Origin of the sequence: Rhizobium sp. 007, assembly GCF_015353075.1 — a bacterium.
GTDB lineage: Bacteria > Pseudomonadota > Alphaproteobacteria > Rhizobiales > Rhizobiaceae > Rhizobium.
Genome location: NZ_CP064187.1, coordinates 3264563 through 3285248, shown reverse-complemented (window position 1 = coordinate 3285248; position 20686 = coordinate 3264563). Strand labels below are relative to the sequence as shown.

The 20686-nt window shown below is 59.6% G+C and carries 18 protein-coding genes, 1 tRNA gene and 1 pseudogene; 10 read left to right on the top strand and 10 right to left on the bottom strand.

The window, feature by feature from the left end; translation table 11 throughout:
• Both ISN39_RS16135 and ISN39_RS16130 read right to left on the bottom strand, forming a co-directional pair.
• Positions 1-477 carry a hypothetical protein gene (locus tag ISN39_RS16135; RefSeq protein ID WP_039846091.1) on the bottom strand — a complete coding sequence of 159 codons (477 nt, stop codon included), beginning with the start codon at positions 475-477 and terminating at the stop codon, positions 1-3.
• 208 nt (positions 478-685) lie between these two features.
• A pseudogene (locus tag ISN39_RS16130) lies at positions 686-868 on the bottom strand (CrpP-related protein); the annotation flags it as partial.
• 315 nt (positions 869-1183) lie between these two features.
• Here ISN39_RS16130 and ISN39_RS37655 point away from each other — a divergent pair.
• Entirely contained in the window at positions 1184-1318 is a 135-nt protein-coding gene (locus ISN39_RS37655) for a hypothetical protein (protein WP_022715855.1), read from the top strand.
• 147 nt (positions 1319-1465) lie between these two features.
• Here ISN39_RS37655 and ISN39_RS16125 read toward each other — a convergent pair.
• Together ISN39_RS16125 and cpdR1 are read right to left on the bottom strand one after the other, a co-directional pair.
• Positions 1466-1540, bottom strand: a tRNA-Val gene (locus ISN39_RS16125).
• Between the two features lie 84 nt (positions 1541-1624).
• Positions 1625-1987 (bottom strand): response regulator CpdR1, encoded by a 363-nt coding sequence (cpdR1, locus tag ISN39_RS16120; RefSeq protein WP_003542883.1) that lies wholly within the window; start codon positions 1985-1987, stop codon positions 1625-1627.
• Between the two features lie 190 nt (positions 1988-2177).
• On the opposite strand from cpdR1, the gene ISN39_RS16115 reads away from it, so the two are divergent.
• Together ISN39_RS16115 and hisN are read left to right on the top strand one after the other, a co-directional pair.
• Positions 2178-3059: an N-formylglutamate amidohydrolase gene (locus ISN39_RS16115; protein ID WP_022715854.1), complete on the top strand. Its 882-nt coding sequence runs from the start codon at positions 2178-2180 to the stop codon at positions 3057-3059.
• Between the two features lie 250 nt (positions 3060-3309).
• Positions 3310-4083 carry a histidinol-phosphatase gene (hisN, locus tag ISN39_RS16110; RefSeq protein ID WP_194728191.1) on the top strand — a complete coding sequence of 258 codons (774 nt, stop codon included), beginning with the start codon at positions 3310-3312 and terminating at the stop codon, positions 4081-4083.
• Positions 4084-4095: 12 nt separating this feature from the next.
• Here hisN and ISN39_RS16105 read toward each other — a convergent pair whose 3' ends face one another.
• Positions 4096-5070, bottom strand: a complete 975-nt coding sequence (locus ISN39_RS16105) for an alpha/beta hydrolase (protein WP_194728190.1) — start codon at positions 5068-5070, stop codon at positions 4096-4098.
• 402 nt (positions 5071-5472) lie between these two features.
• Between ISN39_RS16105 and ISN39_RS16100 the strand changes: the two genes are divergently transcribed.
• Positions 5473-5940: an Hsp20 family protein gene (locus ISN39_RS16100; RefSeq protein ID WP_074069662.1), complete on the top strand. Its 468-nt coding sequence runs from the start codon at positions 5473-5475 to the stop codon at positions 5938-5940.
• Positions 5941-6009: 69 nt separating this feature from the next.
• Here ISN39_RS16100 and ISN39_RS16095 read toward each other — a convergent pair whose 3' ends face one another.
• Positions 6010-7014 (bottom strand): bile acid:sodium symporter family protein, encoded by a 1005-nt coding sequence (locus tag ISN39_RS16095; protein WP_194728189.1) that lies wholly within the window; start codon positions 7012-7014, stop codon positions 6010-6012.
• Between the two features lie 93 nt (positions 7015-7107).
• Between ISN39_RS16095 and ISN39_RS16090 the strand changes: the two genes are divergently transcribed.
• Complete coding sequence (locus tag ISN39_RS16090; RefSeq protein ID WP_194728188.1) at positions 7108-7971, top strand: LysR substrate-binding domain-containing protein; 864 nt, start codon at positions 7108-7110, stop codon at positions 7969-7971.
• Positions 7972-8019: 48 nt separating this feature from the next.
• Here ISN39_RS16090 and ISN39_RS16085 read toward each other — a convergent pair whose 3' ends face one another.
• Complete coding sequence (locus ISN39_RS16085) at positions 8020-8520, bottom strand: BA14K family protein (protein WP_194728187.1); 501 nt, start codon at positions 8518-8520, stop codon at positions 8020-8022.
• Between the two features lie 208 nt (positions 8521-8728).
• Between ISN39_RS16085 and ISN39_RS37650 the strand changes: the two genes are divergently transcribed.
• Positions 8729-8857 (top strand): hypothetical protein, encoded by a 129-nt coding sequence (locus ISN39_RS37650; protein ID WP_267285075.1) that lies wholly within the window; start codon positions 8729-8731, stop codon positions 8855-8857.
• Positions 8858-8870: 13 nt separating this feature from the next.
• Here the strand turns inward: ISN39_RS37650 and ISN39_RS16080 are convergent, their stop codons facing one another.
• The gene (locus ISN39_RS16080; RefSeq protein WP_194728186.1) at positions 8871-9923 is read right to left on the bottom strand and encodes a low specificity L-threonine aldolase; all 1053 of its coding nucleotides are present in this window, start codon (positions 9921-9923) and stop codon (positions 8871-8873) included.
• Between the two features lie 524 nt (positions 9924-10447).
• Here ISN39_RS16080 and gltB point away from each other — a divergent pair.
• The 3 genes from gltB to ISN39_RS16065 all read left to right on the top strand — a co-directional run bounded on the left by gltB (position 10448) and on the right by ISN39_RS16065 (position 16881).
• On the top strand, positions 10448-15169 hold the full coding sequence (gene gltB / locus ISN39_RS16075; protein WP_194728185.1) for a glutamate synthase large subunit: 4722 nt from the start codon (positions 10448-10450) through the stop codon (positions 15167-15169).
• Between the two features lie 64 nt (positions 15170-15233).
• Complete coding sequence (locus ISN39_RS16070) at positions 15234-15407, top strand: hypothetical protein (protein ID WP_156886478.1); 174 nt, start codon at positions 15234-15236, stop codon at positions 15405-15407.
• A gap of 19 nt (positions 15408-15426) precedes the next feature.
• Positions 15427-16881, top strand: coding sequence for a glutamate synthase subunit beta (locus tag ISN39_RS16065; RefSeq protein WP_074069656.1), 1455 nt, complete (start codon positions 15427-15429; stop codon positions 16879-16881).
• Between the two features lie 188 nt (positions 16882-17069).
• On the opposite strand, the gene ISN39_RS16060 is transcribed toward ISN39_RS16065, so the two are convergent.
• Positions 17070-18281, bottom strand: coding sequence for a DUF459 domain-containing protein (locus ISN39_RS16060; protein ID WP_194730238.1), 1212 nt, complete (start codon positions 18279-18281; stop codon positions 17070-17072).
• Between the two features lie 88 nt (positions 18282-18369).
• The gene (locus ISN39_RS16055) at positions 18370-19593 is read right to left on the bottom strand and encodes a lytic murein transglycosylase (RefSeq protein ID WP_194728184.1); all 1224 of its coding nucleotides are present in this window, start codon (positions 19591-19593) and stop codon (positions 18370-18372) included.
• A 203-nt stretch (positions 19594-19796) separates the two neighbouring features.
• Here ISN39_RS16055 and galU point away from each other — a divergent pair, with 203 nt between their 5' ends.
• Entirely contained in the window at positions 19797-20684 is an 888-nt protein-coding gene (gene galU, locus ISN39_RS16050) for a UTP--glucose-1-phosphate uridylyltransferase GalU (protein WP_194728183.1), read from the top strand.
• Positions 20685-20686 lie beyond the last annotated feature (2 nt).

Genomic DNA, 20686 nt, shown 5'->3' with positions numbered 1-20686 from the left:
CTATTTCTGCTTCGGAGCCTTACCGCTGGTGCGGAAACTGCCGGTAAAGGCCGTATCCTTGCTTTCCGCGGAGCATTCGATCACGACCGGCTTGCCGCCGTAAGGGTTGCCGAATGTGCAGGTGCCTGCCACCTTGACCTGGCCCGTCATCTTCTCGCCGACGCCGGTTGTCACCATCTTGAGCGGAATCCTGGCATTGCCATTAGATGCCGGCTTGATCGCGGTGCCATCGCCCTGGAAGCCAAGCATCTTCCCGCCTGAGGTGAAGATGAAGGTCACCTGGCCGTTCGGCAGTCCCACGCTGGCGAGTTCGCCCTTGCACCCCTTCGTTGCATCCACGTTGCCAACGACGAGCTTTGCGCATTTGCCTGTAAGGGTCGAAACGCCGGCGCCTGGAAAGTTCTGGGAGGCGGCGTTGGCGCCGGAGGCGAAAGCTGCGGCGGAAAGCGCCGCAGCTGCAATCACTGTCAGTCTCATCTGTTCAGGAATCCTGTCATGCTGGTTTACCGGACGGGGGTCGCATGTTTCTGTGTCCGAAATTTGCCGCGCTCAAAGAAAACGGGCCGCTGCAGGGATAGCGGCCCGTTCTGGGAAGCGTGGCCGTCAACAGCGACGGCCGGCCTCTGTATCTTACCTCTTGCTTGCGCGGGGCCTTCGCCCATTCAAACGCTCAGTGGCACCGGCTGGCGTCCTCGACGGCCCAACCGAAGCGCCATGCCTCGTAGCGGGCGTACCAGACTTCAAGCTCCCAAGCATCACGGATCGGCATCAATTCCGGTCGCGACATGGGATTGTCGCTTAAAGCGTAGCCGAGGATCCGGTCGCGTATTCCGCGCTCCTGCATGTCGAGCAGTTCTTCGATATTCATCGCTTGCCCCCAACCGCCGGCCCCTCAGCCAGCCTTCCCAAGCAAACATTTCTCTTTGCTAATGTCCAGCCCGCCGGCGTCGATTCCCGCTATTCACAGGATTAGCTCGAATGGAGCAATACCTCCTTCGCGATCAAAAACCCTCCTTCTTCCGGCTTATAAGCACCCGCGGGAAAAGGAGAGACTCTCCAAAATGTGTTGTAAAAATATCGTTAAAATGCCCCGTCACAAGTTTTTGTTCATCTCCCGTTCAGAAAACGGTTTTGGAAAACCCCGATATGGGTCAAGCTGTCCGTGTGAATAAGGAGATACTGAATGATTCGATTGACCGCGGTGCTGACGTTGTTCTCAGTTTATGCGTTCACGATGTTTTTCATCGCAGCAATCCCTGAGACGCCGAACTTGCAAACCGCAGCAACTCTATCTGAAGACGCCACGCTTACGAAGTAAAGTATTTGATGGGGTTTTGGCTGGCTTGTGTGAGCCGTGTTGGGCAAGGGCGCAGTGTTGCGTCGTAACGCACGACTGCTCACGTCCTGGAAGATAACTCGTCAATCAGCGGTTTGACGAAGTCCTCTGTAATTCAAGAGGATCGAATGGTGGGCGTGACAAGGATCGAACTTGTGACCCCTACGATGTCAACGTAGTGCTCTCCCGCTGAGCTACACGCCCATCCGATGGCGGCGCATAGATCACAAAACCTTGGGAGCCGTCAATAGGCTTTTTTGAAGTTTTGTGACCCGCCGCCCGCAAGCCTTATGCGGCAAGCATTTTGTTCACTTCATCGACGAGATCGCGAAGATGGAAAGGCTTGGAAAGCACCTTTGCATCCTTCGGCGCCTTCGAATCAGGGTTCAGTGCAACGGCCGCAAAACCGGTGATGAACATGACCTTGAGGTCCGGGTCGAGCTCGGTCGCACGGCGTGCGAGCTCGATGCCATCCATTTCCGGCATGACGATATCGGTCAGGAGCAGGGAGAAGGGCTCTTCCCGGAGCCTGTCATAGGCGCTTGCGCCGTTATCGTAGGAAAGAACCTTGTAACCGGCCTTTTCGAGCGCCTTTACCAGAAAGCGGCGCATGTCGTTGTCGTCTTCAGCGAGCAGTATCTTCTGAGTCATTATCCAGACCGATTGGTGAATAGGTTTTTGGTGGGAGGCGCCAGCTATTTACACTAGACTTTAGCCAGTAAACAACCGGTGAATTGCCTGCCCAAGGCTGTCATCCCCGCTACATAGTATGGACTTGCAGTGAGGCAACTGGCAACATGGGCGCAGCAGCCGTCCTGTGACATGGTTAAGAGGGAAAAAGGTGCCGGAAATTCGCGAGTACGAGCTTTTTGAGATCCGTGAGCCCGTGTCGCAGACCATTCCCTTCGTTTACAATTCTCCCCACAGCGGCCGCATTTATCCACCGGAATTTATCGCCCAGTCGCGGCTCGAAGGCATCTCCATCCGCCGGTCGGAGGATCACTATGTCGATGAGCTCTTTTCAGCCGCCAGCCTGCTTGGCGCCCCCCTGCTTCTCGCCAATTTCCCGCGCGCCTATCTGGATGTGAACCGCGAACCTTACGAACTCGACCCGCGCATGTTCGATGGCCTGTTGCCGCCATATGCGAACATCAATTCGCTGCGCGTGGCAGGCGGGCTCGGCACCATTCCGCGCATCGTTGCCGAGAATATGGAAATCTATGCCCGGCGGCTGCCGGTGCAGGAAGGGCTCGATCGGGTCGAGAGCATCTACAAACCCTACCACGCCGCGCTGCGCCGGCTGATTGCGCGCACCCACGTGCAATTCGGCTTCGGCGTGCTGATCGATTGCCACTCGATGCCGGGCAATGTCCGCGTCGCAGGCAGCAATGCGCGTCCCGACTTCATCATCGGTGACCGGTATGGTACCAGCGCATCGGCCGAACTTTCGCGTACGGCGATCAGTATTCTCGAGGAGATGGGTTTCACCGCCATCCGCAACAAGCCCTATGCCGGCGGCTTCATCACCGAGCATTACGGCCGGCCGGCGCGCGGGCTGCACGCCCTGCAGATCGAGGTGAATCGGGCGATCTACGTGGACGAAGTGACACTGGAAAAGCACACGGATTTTCCGCTGATCGTCAACGCCGTCACAGGCTTCATGCGGCAGATGGCCAGCTACGTGGAGCAGTTTGCAACCGATACGGCGCTTGCTGCCGAATAAGCTCCCGGACAGTCGCTCAAAAAAGAACCGCGCTGTTCAGCGCGGCTAAGTCTAGGGAGGAAACACCCAAGGAGGGTATTTACAGTCAGAAGACTGTATGAAGAAGCTACTGCTGCGCTGCACAATTGTCAATCATTATTTTGCAATGCAAAATCTTTAGGCAGATATCGAGAAAATGCATCGTAGATTTGCATTCGAACGCAACTCCGCTAAGAAATGCGTGCCACACGGCCCAGAAAACGGATCATCCATGCTTCCTGACCGCTCGTTCTTCAATCGCCTGGCGGAAGCCGCCAAGGCCGAGACACTGCCGCGATTCCGATCCGGCCTCGATGTGACGAACAAGCTTTCGAGTGGCTTTGATCCCGTTACCGAGGGCGATCGGGCAGCGGAAGCGGCAATCCGCAAACTGATTGAAGAGCATTTTCCCAATCATGGCATTCTTGGCGAGGAACACGGCAATGTTGGCCTGGACCGTGATTATGTCTGGGTCATCGATCCTATCGACGGCACGCGGGCCTTCATTTCCGGCGTGCCGGTATGGGGAACGCTGATCGGGCTACAGAAGAACGGCCGGGCGATCATGGGCATGATCGAGCAGCCCTTCACCGGCGAGCGCTATTTCGCGGATGAGAACGGCTCGATCTATTGCGGACCGGAGGGCGAACGGCGCTTGAAGACACGCGATTGCGGCACGCTTTCGAACGCGATCCTCTTCACCACTTCGCCGCATCTCTTCACCGGCTTGGAAATGGAGAAATATCGTGAGATCGAACGCCAGGTCCGGCTCTTCCGCTATGGCACGGATTGCTATGCCTACGCACTTCTCGCGGCCGGCCATGTCGATCTCGTGATCGAAAACGGCCTCAAGCCCTACGATGTCGGCGGGATCATTCCGGTGATCGAAAATGCGGGCGGCATCATCACGACCTGGGACGGCGGGCGGCCCGAAAACGGTGGCTCGATCATCGCCGCCGGCAGCCATGCCGTTTACGACCAGGCACTTGCGATCCTGCAGCGCTAAGTCGCCATCCGTTTAGACGCCGAATCCTTCGACCTCTTCAGCGGTCTCGGCGTCACTGCCTGGAATAAACGCATGGAACGCGGCGAGTGCTGCGGCGCGGTAGGCGTCGCGCTCCTGAAAAATCTCGTGCCGCGCGCCATTGATGGGCACGAGCTGGGCTGCGCGGAAATAGCGCGAAAGCCGTTCCTGCGCGATATAGGGCACGACGCCGTCGCGGGTCGGGGCAATGACGATCGTCGGGATGGTAATCGAAAAGAGGTGGCTCGGCATGAGTACCTTGTCGATCGCCTTGAAGGATTCATGGGCCCAGCGCGCGGTCGGCGGGCCGAGCATCAGTTCCGGATGATCCCTCATCATTGCAATGTTGCGCTCGAAACGCACCTCGTCCGATGTCAGCGGATTGTCCTGGAAAGGAAGCTCCCGTAGCTTGCGGCTCAATGGCAGCGAGCCAAATCCGAGCGAGCAAGCCGTCGCGGCCAGGCGGCGGATGGTCGATGCGGACGCTGCCTGGCCGATCAGGCCGATGAAGGGCGCGGAAAGCACCATGCGTTCAATGCGTGTTGCAAGATAGGGGGCCGCCGAAAGCGCAATAAGGCCACCGGTCGAATGGCCGAGCAGGTAGAAGGGCAGGCGGGTGTCGGGCAGCACCACCTTTTCCAGAAAGGTGTCGAGGTCTCGCTCGTAATCGGAAAAGCGCCTCACATGGCCATGCTGTCGTTTCTTGATCAGCCGTGGCGAGCCGCCCTGGCCGCGAAGATCGAAGATCGCAACCCAGTAGCCCTTCTCCGTTAGATCGCCGATCGTCTCGAAATATTTCTCAATGTATTCGTTGCGTCCCTGCAGGATGACGACCGTGCCTTTTGCAACGGGGGCATCGGAGCGGAACACCGCATAGCGCAGCTTCCAGCCGTCATGCGTCTCGAAATAGCCTTCGGTACGGTTTTCTGGGACCGGATTGTCAGGTGTCGAAATAAGGACGCTGTCCATGAGCCGCTGCTTTCGATGCCGCCTTGAGTCTAGGGGATAATGCACGGAGACGGAAAATCAACTGTTAAGCGCGGAGCGAATAAAAAGAGACCGGCGGGGCGATGTGAGGGGTGCCCGGCGCCGGCCGTAAATCGGACTGAAGAAGAAGGGACGATGCACTTCAGCCATCGGGCGGTTTAATCACCCGACAGTTACTACTTCTACAGAGGTGCTGCTGAACGCATGCCGAACCTCGCGTTCATGCCCCGTTCACCGGGCTTCAAAAGGGTCTTGAACTGCGGAAAGTCGATCACCATCTGAATTCTGCGGGTGCCAAACGGGTCCGCTGAACCGTCCCGAAGCTGCCGAATATGGGGTTTCAGGGGCATTATCGCAACACGTCGCTTCCTTAAGGAGGACATCATGCGTCACGTCGACTTTTCTCCACTCTATCGTTCGACCGTCGGTTTCGACCGTCTCTTCACCATGCTCGACAGCCTGGCTCAGCCGGATCAGGGCAATACCTATCCGCCCTACAATATCGAGCGCACCGGTGAGAACACCTACCGCATCACCATGGCCGTTGCCGGTTTCGACGAAAGCGAAATCTCCATCGAGGCTCAAGCTCACGCGCTGACCGTCAAGGGCGTAAAGAGCGAAGAGAACGCCGAGGGCAGTGAGTTCCTCTATCGCGGCATTGCCAAGCGCGCCTTCGAGCGCCGCTTCCAGCTTGCCGATCATGTCGAGGTGACCGCCGCTTCGCTGAAGAACGGCCTGCTTCATATCGACCTACTTCGCAGCATCCCCGAAGCCATGAAGCCACGCAAGATCGCGATTGCCGCAGAGCCGGTAAGCGCGCCGAAGGCTATCGAGGCTCAGGTCGCCAACTAACCGATCCCTCCCAGGATAGGAAAAGACAGGCGGCGCTCCGTTGGGGCGCCGCTTTTTTTAGGCTGCGGATCAGGCTGGGCTCGCAGCCTCTTCAGCTTCCTCTTTTGTTATCCGATGCGGAGCCGCTGCGGCATATTTTTGCGCGATCACCGCGCAGACCATCAGCTGGATCTGGTGGAAGAGCATCAACGGCAGAACGATGGCACCGATCGACTGGCCGGCGAAGATGACGCTCGCCATCGGCACCCCACTTGCCAGGCTCTTCTTCGAGCCGCAGAAGGTGATGGTGATCTCGTCGGCCTTGTTGAAGCCGACAAGGCGGCTGCCGTGCATGGTGAGCAGCAGGACGATTGCGAGCAGCAACATGTCGAGCACGACGACGACCGCGATGTCTCTTACCGAGAAGGTGTGCCACAGGCCCTCGACGACCGCCGTGCTGAAGGCGAGATAGACGACCATCAGGATCGATCCGCGATCGACCGGCATCAGGATTTTCTTCTTCGCGCGGATCCAATTGCCTATCCAGGGCTGCAGGATCTGGCCTGCCACGAAGGGAGCAAGCAATTGCAGCAGGATCTGCTCCAGCGCGTCCCAGGAAAAGCCGCCATGGCCGCCGACGGAAAAGAGCAGGCCGACGAGAAGCGGCGTCAGGAACATGCCGAAGATGTTGGAAGCGGAGGCCGAGCAAATGGCGGCCGGCACATTGCCGCCTGCCATCGAGGTGAAGGCGATCGAGGATTGCACCGTGGACGGCAGGACGCACAGGAAAAGGATGCCGAGGTAAAGCGGCTGCGGCAGGATCGAATCCGGGATGAGGCCGAGCGCCATGCCGAGCAGCGGAAAGATGGCGAATGTCGTCAGAAGAATGACGAGGTGCAGCCGCCAGTGCAGGATGCCTGCAATGACGACGTCGCTGGATAGCCGGGCGCCATGCAGGAAGAACAGCAGGGCGATGGCAAGTCCGGTGGCGACGCCGAAATAATCCGCGAAAATGCCGCTTGCCGGAAACAGCGAGGCAAGAATGACGGTGCAAACGAGCAGGATCGTGAAGGTATCGGGCAAGAAGCGGCGCATGATGCTTTCTCGGCATTTTCAGAATTTCGTTGTTTTGTCGCCCATTATGAATCAGGATGCAAGGAATAACAGTTATCGCGAATTGGGATGTCGATGCTTGATTTGACGCAATTGCGCAGCTTCGTTGCCGTCGAGCAGATGGGCAGCTTCACGCTCGCTGCAGAGCGTTTGGGTCTCGGTCAATCGACCGTCAGCCAGCACGTCCAGCGGCTGGAAACTTCACTCGGGCGAAGACTTCTCGCGCGCGACACCCACAAGGTCGTGCTTACCGGAGATGGCGAGGCGCTGCTTTCGCATGCGCGCCTGATGCTTTCGATCGAAGGGCAGGTTCAATCGCTTTTCAAGGAGAACAGTCTGCGCGGCCGCCTCCGCCTCGGCGTTTCGGAAGACTTTGTGACCAGCCAGCTCCCGGCCGTGCTGGAGGATTTCGTGCGGTCGCATCCATCGGTCGATCTGGAGCTGACAGTCGCGTTGTCGGGTGCGCTTTACGAGATGCAGGACAATGGCGAGATCGATCTTGTGCTTGCCAAACGCCGGCTCGGCGATGCCCGCGGCCGGCTTGTCTATCGCGAGCCGCTGGTCTGGCTGGCGCGCGATCCGGACCATGTGCTCGCACAAGGGCCGCTGCCGCTGATCGCCTTCCCGCCGCCAAGTGTGACGCGCAGCATTGCGCTCGAGGCCCTCAGCCGAGTGCAGGTGCCTTGGCGGATCGTCTGCACCTGCGGCAGCCTGAGCGGGCTTACGGCCGCGGCGCGGGCAGGAATGGGAGTACTGGTGCAGCCGCGCAGCATGGCCCCCTCGGGATTGAAAGAGATCGGCACGGCAAGGCTGCCGCTGCTGGAGGATGTGGAATTCGTGCTCGTGCCGCGCAAAGGGGCCGATCAGGCGCTGGTGTCGGCGCTTTCGGAGGACATTCTTGGGAAGGTGCGGGGTCTGCGATCGGGCGCACAAAAATAGAAACCCGCCGGGCGGCGGGTTTCGGTTGCTTGCCGATCAAGATGCCGATCAATAGGGCGAAACGCACTGACGGCGCGAGCCATAATACGGCTGGAACGTATTATCCCAGGCCCTATAGGAGCGATATCGGCTGTAGCACCAGCGCGTATGACCGCTGCCGCCATAAGCATAGGAGGACGGGGGGCCATAGTAGCGTGGCTGAGCCAATGCGCCGCCGATGATCGCGCCGAGCGCCAATCCACCAATGATGGCCGCGGCGTCGTTGTTACGGTGACGGCGGTAGTAGCGACGCCCGTAATAGCCGTCATAGTTCCGATAGCGGTAGCCGGAATAATTTCGGTAGCGATAGCCGCGGTAATTCCCATAGCGGCGAGGGCCCGAATAATAGCGGCGCCCGTTCCAACGGCGCATGATCATGCGATCCTGAACCTGCTCGATGTTTGAAACCACCTTCGGTTTTTCGAGATTGATCGCCGGAAATGCTTCGGCGGGCGCTACGCCGGAAAATGCCGTCACGAGCGACATGAGAACGACAGCTAACTTTTTCATGGCACTTCACCTTTCGCTTATAAACGATTGAGTGCCCACTAAGTTCCGGCAGCTGGAAGATTTAGGTGTGCATTCGCCGGACGAAAGTTAACCGGCTGCTTACCATTTTAAGCCCCTCTCAACCTTGTCGCTTAGCTATTTGGTTAGATTCCGGCTTCTACGTTAGGACCCAATCTGGTCGTCGTTCGGGGCAAGAAAGGACGGACCGATGATGTATGGCGCACTATTCGTATCCGGGCTGGTGGCCTGTGTAATGATGATCCTTGTGATCGGGCACGAAGCGGAAAAGGCGGATCACGGTGCCCCGCAATCCGCCGTCTACGGCCATCAGAACTAGGTGCTGCCGGGCTTTATGCCGCCAGGCACTTCAGGAAGCCGTCGACATCGGCTTTTGTCGTGGCGAAGCTGGTGACGAGGCGGATCAGCGTCTCGTTGTCGTTAACGAGGTCAGGCGTTGCGGCCGGAATCGGCCACTCGTAGAACGTCGCCCCCCTATTTTCAGCAGTTCTCGCCGCGCTCTTGGTGACGACGGCGAAGACTTCGTTGGAGGCGGTGGGCCAGGCGAGCCTGGCGGAATTGCTGGCGCCGATGCCGCCACGGAGGCCATCGGCCATGCTGTTCGCATGGCGGGCAAGATCGAGCCAGAGATCGTTGTCGAAATACGCGTCGAACTGGGCGGCGATGAAGCGCGACTTGGAAAAGAGCTGCGCCGCACGCTTTCGGATAAAAGGCATCTCTTTGGCCTGATCCGAATGAAAGAAGACGATCGCCTCCGCGCACCAACAACCGTTCTTGGTGCCGCCGAAGGAAAGCATGTCCACCCCGCGTTTCCATGTCATTTCGGCAGGCGTTGCGCCAAGCGCGACGAGCGCATTCGCGAAGCGGGCGCCGTCCATATGAAGAGCCAGGTTCCGCTTCTTTGCGATGGCTGAAATCTCGCCGATTTCCGGCAACGTGTAGACCGTACCAATCTCGGTCGCCTGGGTGATGGTGATGGCACTGGCGCGGCCGTGATGCACGGCATCTTCAGGGAAGCCTGCTATCTTCGCCGAAAGCTTTGCCGGATCGATCTTGCCGGACGCACCGGGCACGGCAACAAGGCGGGCGGAGCCGGAGAAAAATTCCGGTGCGCCGCATTCATCCTCGATGACATGGGCCTCCGAATGACAGAAGGTGACGCCGCCGGGACGCTGGACGCTGGCGAGCGAAAGGGAATTCGCAGCCGTACCCGTCGCGACAAAGAAGACGGAGACTTCACGCTCGAAGACCTCGCAAAAGCGTGCCTCGACTTTTTTATCGAGATCGCTGGTGCCGTATGCGGACGCGAAACCGGCGGAAGCCGAGAGTAGGCGTTGGGCAATAGATTCATGGGCGCCAGCCCAGTTGTCGGAAGCAAAATACATGGAAGAACCGTTAGGGAAATGTGGGGTTGGCAAGTTCGGCAGGGACATTACGCCAAAGCTTCACGCGATCAAACATCTGCGTCGCAATGCATCACAAAAATTGAATTCCGCAATCAATAAACAAAATAGTGCGGCGCCGGGTAATTTAATTTCGTCATTTTCGTCAGTTTGGCAATCTTCCGTCGCAAATCGACGATTTTTTAATCGCGCGCTCTTGCGGAGCGCATAGGTTTCTGGCATAGAACTGATGAATTAGGACAGTGTTGCTGTCCTATTTTGGCCTTTGCGGCCGAAGAGGCGCCGAAAGCCCTGACCTTTGCAGGGTTTCACGCTATAGTCCACTCGAGCGCAGCCTTGGCAGCGCTGCGGCGACTGGCAGGCGCGGAGCGCGGCGGCTCGCTTTTGGCGGGCCAACGCGACCGGATCTTCGATAATGCAACAGCGCTGTCACGCGCCGAACCCCGTATCAAGGGACGGCGCGCGACAAAGAGACGCCCGCTCGCGGGCTTTGACAGGAGGGAAAGATGACGAAGACGCCATCCACGGGTTTTGACCAGTTCGCAGCAGCAGACGTGCGCGCAACGGCCAATACGCGTAAATCCGCCTCCGGTTTGCCGCGAAAACAGGGTCTATACGATCCGCGCAACGAGCATGACGCCTGCGGCGTCGGCTTCGTCGCGCATATGAAGGGCCAGAAGTCGCACCAGATCGTCAAGGACGGCCTTTTCATCCTCGAAAACCTGACGCACCGCGGTGCCGTCGGTGCTGACCCGCTGATGGGCGATGGCGCCGGTCTTCTCGTGCAGATTCCCGACCGTTTCTTCCGTGAGGAAATGGCAAAGCAGGGCGTCATCCTGCCGAAGGCCGGTGAATACGGCATGGGCCATATCTTCATGCCGCGCGACGAACAGCAGATCGAGCACTTCAAGAAAGTGATCCAGGATGTGATCACCGAGGAAGGCCAGGTCTTCCTCGGCTTCCGCGACGTGCCGGTCGACAACTCGTCGCTCTCCAAGGCGCCGGATATCGCCGCCACCGAACCGCATCATGTTCAGGTTTTCATCGGTGCCGGCGAGGATGCCGCGACGAACGACGAGTTCGAGCGCCGCCTCTTCACGCTCCGCAAGGTGATCTCCAACCGCATCTACGACGAGTTCGAAGGCGAGGAGAGCAACTTCTACCCGGTGTCGCTTTCGTCATCCACCGTCGTCTACAAGGGCATGTTCCTCGCCTATCAGGTCGGCGCTTATTATAAGGACTTGTCGGACCCGCGGTTCGAAAGCGCGGTTGCCCTCGTGCACCAGCGGTTCTCGACCAACACCTTCCCGTCCTGGAAGCTGGCGCATCCCTATCGCATGGTTGCCCACAACGGTGAAATCAACACGCTGCGCGGCAACGTCAACTGGATGGCGGCGCGTCAGGCGTCGGTGTCTTCGCCGCTCTTCGGCGAGGACATTTCCAAGCTCTGGCCGATCTCCTACGAAGGCCAGTCGGACACAGCCTGTTTCGATAACGCGCTCGAGTTCCTCGTGCGCGGCGGCTATTCGTTGTCGCATGCGGTGATGATGCTGATCCCGGAAGCCTGGGCCGGCAACCAGTCGATGGCGGCTGAGCGCAAGGCATTCTACGAATACCACGCTGCCTTGATGGAGCCATGGGACGGGCCGGCTGCTGTCGCCTTCACCGACGGCAAGCAGATCGGCGCGACGCTCGACCGCAACGGCCTGCGTCCGGCGCGCTATCTCGTCACCAATGACGATCGTGTCATCATGGCGTCGGAAGCGGGTGTGCTGCCGGTTCCGGAAGAAAACATCGTCCAGAAGTGGCGCCTGCAGCCCGGCAAGATGCTGCTGATCGATATGGAAGAAGGCCGCATCATCTCGGATGACGAGGTGAAGTCGCAGCTTGCGACCCAGCATCCCTATCGCAGCTGGCTCGACCGTACTCAGCTTATTTTGGAAGACCTGAAGCCCGTCGAACCGCGTGCGCTGCGCCGCGATGTTTCGCTGCTCAACCGCCAGCAGGCCTTCGGCTACACAACTGAAGACACGAGAATCCTGATGTCGCCGATGGCGACGACGGGTCAGGAAGCGATCGGCTCGATGGGTACGGATACGCCGATTTCGGCGATGTCCGACAAGTCGAAGCTGCTCTACACCTACTTCAAGCAGAACTTCGCCCAAGTCACGAACCCGCCGATCGATCCGATCCGCGAAGAGCTTGTCATGAGCCTGGTTTCCTTCATCGGGCCGCGGCCGAACATCCTCGACCATACCGGCATGGCCAACGCCAAGCGTCTCGAAGTGCGCCAGCCGATCCTGACCAACGGCGATCTCGAAAAGATCCGCTCGATCGGTCACACGGAAGACCGTTTCGATACCAAGACACTCGACTTCACCTATGATGTCGAGCGTGGTGCCGAAGGCATGCCGGATATGCTCGACCGTCTCTGCGAGCGCGCCGAAGCGGCGGTCAAGGGCGGCTACAACATCATCGTGCTCTCCGACCGTCAGATCGGGCCAGATCGCATCGCGATCCCGGCGCTGCTTGCGACCGCTGCCGTCCACCATCACCTGATCCGCAAGGGGCTTCGAACGTCGGTCGGTCTTGTCGTCGAGACCGGCGAGCCGCGCGAAGTGCATCACTTCTGCCTGCTCGCGGGCTATGGTGCTGAAGCGATCAACCCGTATCTCGCCTTCGACACGCTGCTCGACATGCATGCCAAGGGCGAATTTCCGAAGGAAGTGGACGCCAGCGAAATCGTCTACCGCTACATCAAGGCGGTCGGCAAAGGCATCCTCAAGGTCATGTCGAAGATGGGCATCTCGACCTATCAGTCCTATTGCGGTGCGCAGATCTTCGATGCGATCGGACTGCAGTCGGAATTCGTCGACAAGTATTTCTTCGGCACCGCAACGATGATCGAAGGCGTCGGGCTGGAAGAGATCGCCACGGAAACCGTTGCTCGCCATACAGCCGCCTTCGGCCGCGACCCGTTGCTTGCAAGCACGCTCGACATTGGCGGCGAATATGCCTTTCGCATGCGTGGCGAAAGCCATGCCTGGACGCCGGACGCTGTTGCAGCCCTTCAGCATGCCGTTCGCGGCAATGCCGAGGATCACTACCGCGAATTCTCCGAAATGGTGAACACCACGGCGCTGCGCATGAACACCATCCGCGGCCTGTTCAAGGTCAAGAGCGCAGAGAAGCTCGGCCGCAAACCGGTATCGATCGACGAGGTCGAACCGGCTGCCGATATCGTCAGGCGCTTCTCGACGGGTGCGATGTCCTTCGGCTCGATCAGCCGCGAGGCGCACACGACGCTCGCAATCGCCATGAACAAGATCGGCGGCAAGTCGAACACCGGCGAAGGCGGCGAAGAGTCCGACCGCTACATGCCGCTGCGCGATGGCTCGATGAACCCGGAACGCTCGGCGATCAAGCAGATCGCTTCGGGACGCTTCGGGGTGACGACCGAATATCTTGTCAATGCCGACGTGCTGCAGATCAAGGTCGCGCAGGGTGCAAAGCCCGGCGAAGGCGGCCAGCTGCCGGGTCACAAGGTCGATGCGACGGTCGCCAAGACCCGTCATTCGACGCCCGGCGTCGGACTGATTTCGCCGCCGCCGCATCATGACATCTATTCGATCGAAGATCTGGCGCAGCTGATCTACGACCTGAAGAACGTCAACCCGACGTCCGACGTCTCGGTCAAGCTCGTCTCGGAAGTCGGCGTCGGCACGGTCGCCGCCGGTGTTGCCAAGGCGCGCGCCGACCACATCACCGTTGCCGGCTTTGACGGCGGCACGGGTGCGTCGCCGCTCACTTCGCTGAAGCATGCCGGCAGCCCTTGGGAAATCGGCCTCGCCGAAACCCAGCAGACGCTGGTGCTGAACGGGCTGCGCTCGCGTGTCGCCCTGCAGGTGGACGGCGGCCTGAAGACCGGCCGCGATGTCATCATCGGCGCGCTGCTGGGCGCCGACGAGTTCGGCTTCGCAACCGCGCCGCTGATTGCCGCGGGCTGCATCATGATGCGCAAGTGCCACCTCAACACCTGTCCGGTAGGGGTTGCGACGCAGGACCCGGTTCTGCGCAAGCGCTTCAAGGGCACACCCGAGCACGTCATCAACTACTTCTTCTTCGTCGCCAACGAGGTGCGCGAAATCCTGGCCTCGCTCGGCTTCACCAAGCTCGATGACATCATCGGCGCTTCGGAACTGCTTGAGAAGGACGAGATGCTGGCGCACTGGAAGGCCAAGGGGCTCGACTTCAGCCGCATCTTCCACAAGGTTGATGCAGCAAAGGAAGAGACCTACTGGACGGCGCGTCAGAAGCACCCGATCGACGACATTCTCGACCGCAAGCTGATCGAGAAGGCCGAGCCTGCGCTCTCCTCGAAGACGCCGGTCGCCTTCGAAGTCGATATCAAGAATGTCGACCGTTCGGCGGGCGCCATGCTCTCTGGCGAGGTTGCGAAGCGCTACAACCACCGCGGCCTGAAGGACGACACGATCAACGTCACACTCAAGGGGACAGCCGGTCAGTCGTTCGGTGCCTTCCTCGCGCGTGGCGTCACCTTCACCCTCATCGGCGACGGCAACGACTATGTCGGCAAGGGCCTTTCGGGCGGCAAGATCATCATCCGGCCCCCGGAGAACTCGAAGATCGTCGCTGAAGATTCCATCATCGTCGGCAACACCGTGCTTTACGGTGCGACTGAAGGCGAGTGCTACTTCCGCGGTGTCGCGGGCGAGCGTTTCGCGGTGCGCAACTCAGGCGCCATTGCCGTTGTCGAGGGCGTGGGCGACCACGGCTGCGAATACATGACGGGTGGCGTGGTGGTCGTGCTGGGCGCAACGGGCCGCAACTTTGCCGCCGGCATGTCCGGCGGCGTCGCCTACGTTCTCGACGAGGCCGGCGACTTCGCCAAGCGCTGCAACATGGCGATGGTCGAACTCGAACCGGTTCCCGAAGAGGACGACATGCTGGAGAAGCTGCACCATCACGGCGGCGATCTCATGCACAAGGGACGCGTCGACGTCTCCGGCGACATGACGCGTCACGACGAGGAGCGCCTTTACCAGCTGATCTCCAACCATCTGCACTACACGGGCTCGACCCGCGCCAAGCAGATCCTGGACAACTGGGTCGACTATCGTCCGAAATTCCGCAAGGTCATGCCGGTCGAGTACCGTCGTGCGCTCGAGGAAATGGAGCGGAGCCGAATGGGGATCGCCGCGGAGTGAGTGCTCTAAATCGCTAAATCAGCCACTGCTTTGCCGAGCGGCATGGAGGATGCTGGAAAGAACGATGATGAAAAATCGGTTTTCGCTGCTTCATTCCTTCATCTCTCTGTGCCTCGCCGTCGCAGTTTCCGCCGGAACCTCTTTTGCCGGCGGCGGCCTTGAAACGGAATTCGTAGCCCTGGGCGCAGTCATGGGACTGGCCTACTGGTATTGGGGACCTTTGGGTCTTGGGCTTTAAGATGATGAGGGACGAAAATATGGGTAAGGTCACAGGGTTTCTGGAAATCGACCGGCAGGTGGCGAAATATCAGCCGGCGTCGGATCGTATCCGGCATTTCCGCGAATTCACGATCCCGATGTCGGACCAGGAAGTGCAGAAACAGGCCGCGCGCTGCATGGACTGTGGCATCCCCTATTGCCATGGCCCGACCGGCTGCCCGATCCATAACCAAATTCCGGACTGGAACGACCTCGTCTACAACAACAATTGGGAAGCGGCGATCCAGAACTTGCATTCGACCAACAACTTCCCGGAGTTCACCGGTCGTGTCTGCCCGGCGCCCTGCGAAGAAGCCTGCACGCTGAACCTCGAAGATGCGCCGGTTGCGATCAAGACGGTCGAGCAGGCAATTGCCGACAAGGCTTACGAGCTCGGCTTCATCCGTCCGCAGCCGGCAACGGTCCATACCGGCAAGAAGGTCGCGGTCATCGGCTCCGGTCCCGCTGGTATGGCGGCTGCCCAGCAGCTCGGCCGCGCCGGCCATGAGGTCCATGTCTACGAACGCGAAAGCCGCCCTGGCGGCCTGCTGCGCTACGGCATTCCCGACTTCAAGATGGAGAAGAACTTCATCGATCGCCGCGTCGAGCAGATGAAGGGCGAGGGCGTTACCTTCCATTGCGGCGTCAATGTCGGCGTCGACATGAAGGTCGAGCAATTACTGTCCGATTACGATGCCGTGCTTTACTGCGGCGGCTCCGAAACGCCGCGCGAAGCCGGCATTCCCGGTATCGAACTTGCCGGCGTCCATGACGCGATGCCCTATCTCGTGCAGCAGAACAAGCGTGTCGGCCGCGAAAACATCGACAGCGTCGGCTGGGCGTCGGACCCGATCCTGGCGGGCGCCAAGCATGTGGTCGTCGTCGGTGGCGGCGATACCGCTTCGGACTGCGTCGGCACGGCGTTCCGTCAGGGCGCTGTGAAGGTTACGCAACTCGACATTCGTCCGCAGCCGCCGGAGAAGGAAGACAAGCTCGCCGTTTGGCCGTTCTGGGCAACCAAGATGCGCACCTCTTCGTCGCAGGCCGAAGGCGCCGTCCGCGAGTTCCAGGTGGCGACGCTGGAGTTCATCGGCGAAGACGGCGTGCTGACAGGCGTCACGTGCTGCGAAGTCGACGAGCGCCGCAAGCCGGTTCCCGGTACGGAATTCGTCATCAAGGCGGATCTCGCCTTTATCGCCATCGGTTTCCGCGGACCGTTCACTGACAGCGTGCTCAAGGAACTGGACGGCAAACTGACGCTCAACACCGACCGCCGTGGCTCGACCAATGTCGTTGCCAACGACCACGACTACAAGACTTCGGTCGACAAGCTATGGACGGCAGGCGACGTTCGCCGCGGCCAATCGCTGGTCGTCTGGGCGATCCGCGAGGGCCGCCAGGCAGCGCGTGCGATCGATGAAGCGCTGATGGGCTCGACGGTTCTGCCGCGCTGATTGCTCTCGCTTAAAGCCGAACAGAACGCGCTGCTCGCAAGAGGTTGCGGGCGGCCGATCTATTGATCAGTCTGTAGGGCATCTGTTCAAGGGCTTCGAAAGGCGAGGCTCGACCGACTTCGAGTTCGAAGGCGAGCGTCACGAAAATTTCATCTCCATGCACGGTCGCTCGGGCAAAGAACTGAAGCTTATTTAGCCGAGACCTGCTTCGGCTCTTTCAGGGCCGGAAGACTGTAGTCGTCCACGCGTCCTGCCGGGGCCGGCTCCATCTTGCCCTCCTGCACGAGCATGTCGCGTGGCGAGTTCGCCAAAGTGGCCGGAGGCTGCCTGCCGCCGAGAAGCTCAGCTCCTCCATCGAGATTGGGGTCCGAAAGACTGATCGGCTGCGTATGCGCGACCGGGTCCGACGGCAGACCGAGATGGGGCAGGTTGCTGGTGTCGAGGCGCACAAGGTCGGGACTTGCCTGGGTGCCGAGAAGGCGGCGGGCCGGCTTTTCAACGTAGAAGGCGACCTTGCGGCGTCCGGCCTGTGTCAGATTGATGCCGTCCGAGGTGCGCAGGCGCACCTGCTGACCATTGATGTCGGAACCGGTAACGACGAACTGTCCGTTCTCGTCCACGAAGCCATCCCAGATGTCGACGAATTCGCCACCGATGCTTTCCACCTGCTTGCGATAGAGCTGGTTCATCTGAACGGCGTCGGCCGTCATCGAGGGCGATTCGAAAGCAGGGAGTCCGACCCAAAGCAATGGTATCTTGCGGTTCGTTATTTCCTTGCCGAAGTTCAGCACACGCTTCTGATACTCGCCATACCAGGCGTCGGTGCGGAACTTCTCCTTGGCGCCGCCGATGACCATCTGCTGCCGGTCGTTGGCGCCGATCATGACGACGACCATCGCCGGCTTCAGTTCGTCCATTATCTTCAGGAGCTGTTCGGGCCAGTCGTAATAATCGTCGCGCACCAGGCCCGAAGAGACGTTGCCTCGGGCCTCTACGATCACGCCGGGCGAAGTCTTGAATGCTTCCGTCATGCCATCGCCCAGGCCGCTTGCGAGAAAATCGCCGACGATCAGGATCTTTTGGGCATTCTCGAGTTTCTGGACCACCGGCTCCTGAAGGACGGGCGCTACAGGCCGCGCAGTGGCGACGGTTGGAGGTTTGGGCGCAAGCGGCGTCCGTTTGCGCTGACGCTGCGGCGGGCGTCGAACCTCGGGCGGCGGCGCATAATCTTCGTTGATGTAGCGGCGGCCGGTGAAGAAATCGAAGATCGAGCGGCGGTAGTAATAGCGCTCCTGCGCGTCGGCAAAATCAACGGGCGCGGTAATGCCGAAGGAAAGCACCAGAGCGGCGGAAAGCAGCGTCCTCCAGCCCAGTTTCAGCCTGTCACCCGATCTACGCATCGTCATGCCCCATATCTCGCGACATTTTCGCATGGAGGGGACACGCACGTCCACTCTCCATGAAGGCTATGTCGCGGATTTCTCCTTTCTAGCGCCGGAGCGCATTCAGGAGCGGGAGCGAGGGTTTGCCATCGGCCTGCATGCCGAGGCGTTCTTGAACCGCCGAAATTGCGGCTTTCGAACCTGAACCGAAATTGCCGTCGACCTCGCCGTTGTAATAGCCGAGCGTCTTCAAGCGATTTTGCAGCTCGAATTTTTCCTTCATGTCGAGCGTGCCCTCCGGGCGCGGCCAGCGCTGTTTCATGCCACCATAACCGGCAATTTCATCGGCAAGCAGGCCAACGGCGAGCGCATAGCTGTCGGAAGCGTTGTATTTCTTGATCGTGAAAAAGTTCGCGGTCATCAGGAAGCCGGGACCGCCGGCGCCAGCCGGCATCTTCAGCACGGCCCTTGTTGAGCCGTCTCGAAAACCCTTGCCGTTGGGGCGGGTGACGCCCATCGCTGCCCATTGCGCGATCGTATGTGTCTTGCCTACCTGCTTTGCGAGGCTCGCCGGAACCGAGACTTCGTAGCCCCAGGTCCTGCCGGTGTCCCAGCCGTTCTTTGCGAGAAGGTTGGCCGAGGTCGCAAGTGCATCCGGCACGGAATTCCAGATGTCGCGATGACCATTGCGGTCGGCATCGACGGCATAGAGCAGATAGCTCGTCGGGATGAACTGCGTATGGCCCATGGCGCCTGCCCAGGATCCCGTCATGCCATCGGCAGAGATATCACCGTTCTGCAGGATCTTCAGCGCAGCGACGAGCTGCTTCTTGGCATATTTGGAGCGGCGGTCGTCCGCGTAGGCAAGGGTTGCAAGCGCGCGTGGCACATAGTGCAGCCGGTCGTCCTTTGTGAGGACTGCGCCGTAGTTCGATTCCATCGACCAGATCGCCAGTATGATGTTCTTGTCGACGCCGAAATGCCGTTCGATCGCCGTCAGCGTCGACGCATGCTTTGTGGCCATTTTGCGGCCAATCTCGGCTGTGTAGGGGTTGACGCGGGAGTCCACATAGTCCCAAATCTTGGTCGTGAATTCCGGCTGAAAGGTCGCCTTTTCAAGGACTGTCGGGTCCGGTTCGGTCACGCCTGCGAAAGCTTTCCGATAGGTTGCCTTGCTGATGCCATTTTGCGCGGCAGTTTGATAAAAGTCCGCGATCCACTTCTGGAACCGCTGGTCGGCCGCCGCGCTATCGGGAGCCAGACCTGCGGAAGCGGTCACCATGAGGGCGAGAGCAAGACCACGAAGGGAGTATTTGCGGTTCTGGGTCATCGGCAGTCGTATCCGTCATCTTCGTTGCACGTGCGGCGGAGTTGCAGTTTCCGGCCAAACCCGACACTACCGGAACGGAGTCAACAAATTCTTTACCATGACCGGCTTCTCCCGTCATCCTTTGCAAAACGGTAGCGATTCTAATCTAGTTCACCCTAAATAGCTTGAGTGTAAAAGCGATCCAGCCCCCCTAGGAGGTCTAAGTGGGACAGCAGAAAAAAGTTCGTAAAGCGGTATTCCCGGTTGCAGGTTTGGGGACACGCTTCCTCCCGGCCACCAAAGCCGTTCCGAAGGAAATGCTGACTGTCGTCGATAAACCGATCATTCAGTATGTGATCGACGAGGCGCTCGAAGCCGGCATTGAACACTTCGTTTTCGTGACCGGCCGCAACAAACATATCATCGAAGATTATTTCGACATTCACTTCGAGCTCGAGCAGACGCTGCGCGAACGCAGCAAGCAGGCGGAAATGACGCTGCTCGCCAATCAGCTTCCGAAAGCAGGAACGGTCAGCTTCACCCGCCAGCAGGAGCCACTCGGCCTCGGCCACGCCGTATGGTGCGCCCGTGAGATCGTCGGCGACGAACCTTTCGCGCTGCTGCTGCCGGACATGATCATGAAGAATGAAGGCAAGGGCTGCATGAAGGGCATGATCGATCTCTATGCCCAGAGCGGCGGCAACATCATCGCCGTCGAGGAATGTGCTCCGGAGCAAGCGCATAAATACGGCATCGTGGGAGCCGGCGAACCGGTCGGCGAGGGCTTCCGCATCACCGGCATGGTCGAGAAGCCGGCCAAGGGGACGGCACCTTCCAACTTCTTCATCAACGGCCGCTACATCCTGCAGCCTGAGATATTCAAGATCCTCGAGACGCAGGAGCGCGGCGCCGGCAATGAAATCCAGCTGACCGACGGCATGCTGAAGCTGCTCAAGGAACAGGATTTTGCAGGCTACCACTTCCGCGGCACGACCTATGACTGCGGCGCGAAGGATGGCTTCATCCTGGCCAATGTTGCCTTCGCACTCGAACGTGCGGATATCCGCCCGACCGTCGAAGCCGGTTTCAAGGCATTGCTGAAAGGCCTTTGAGC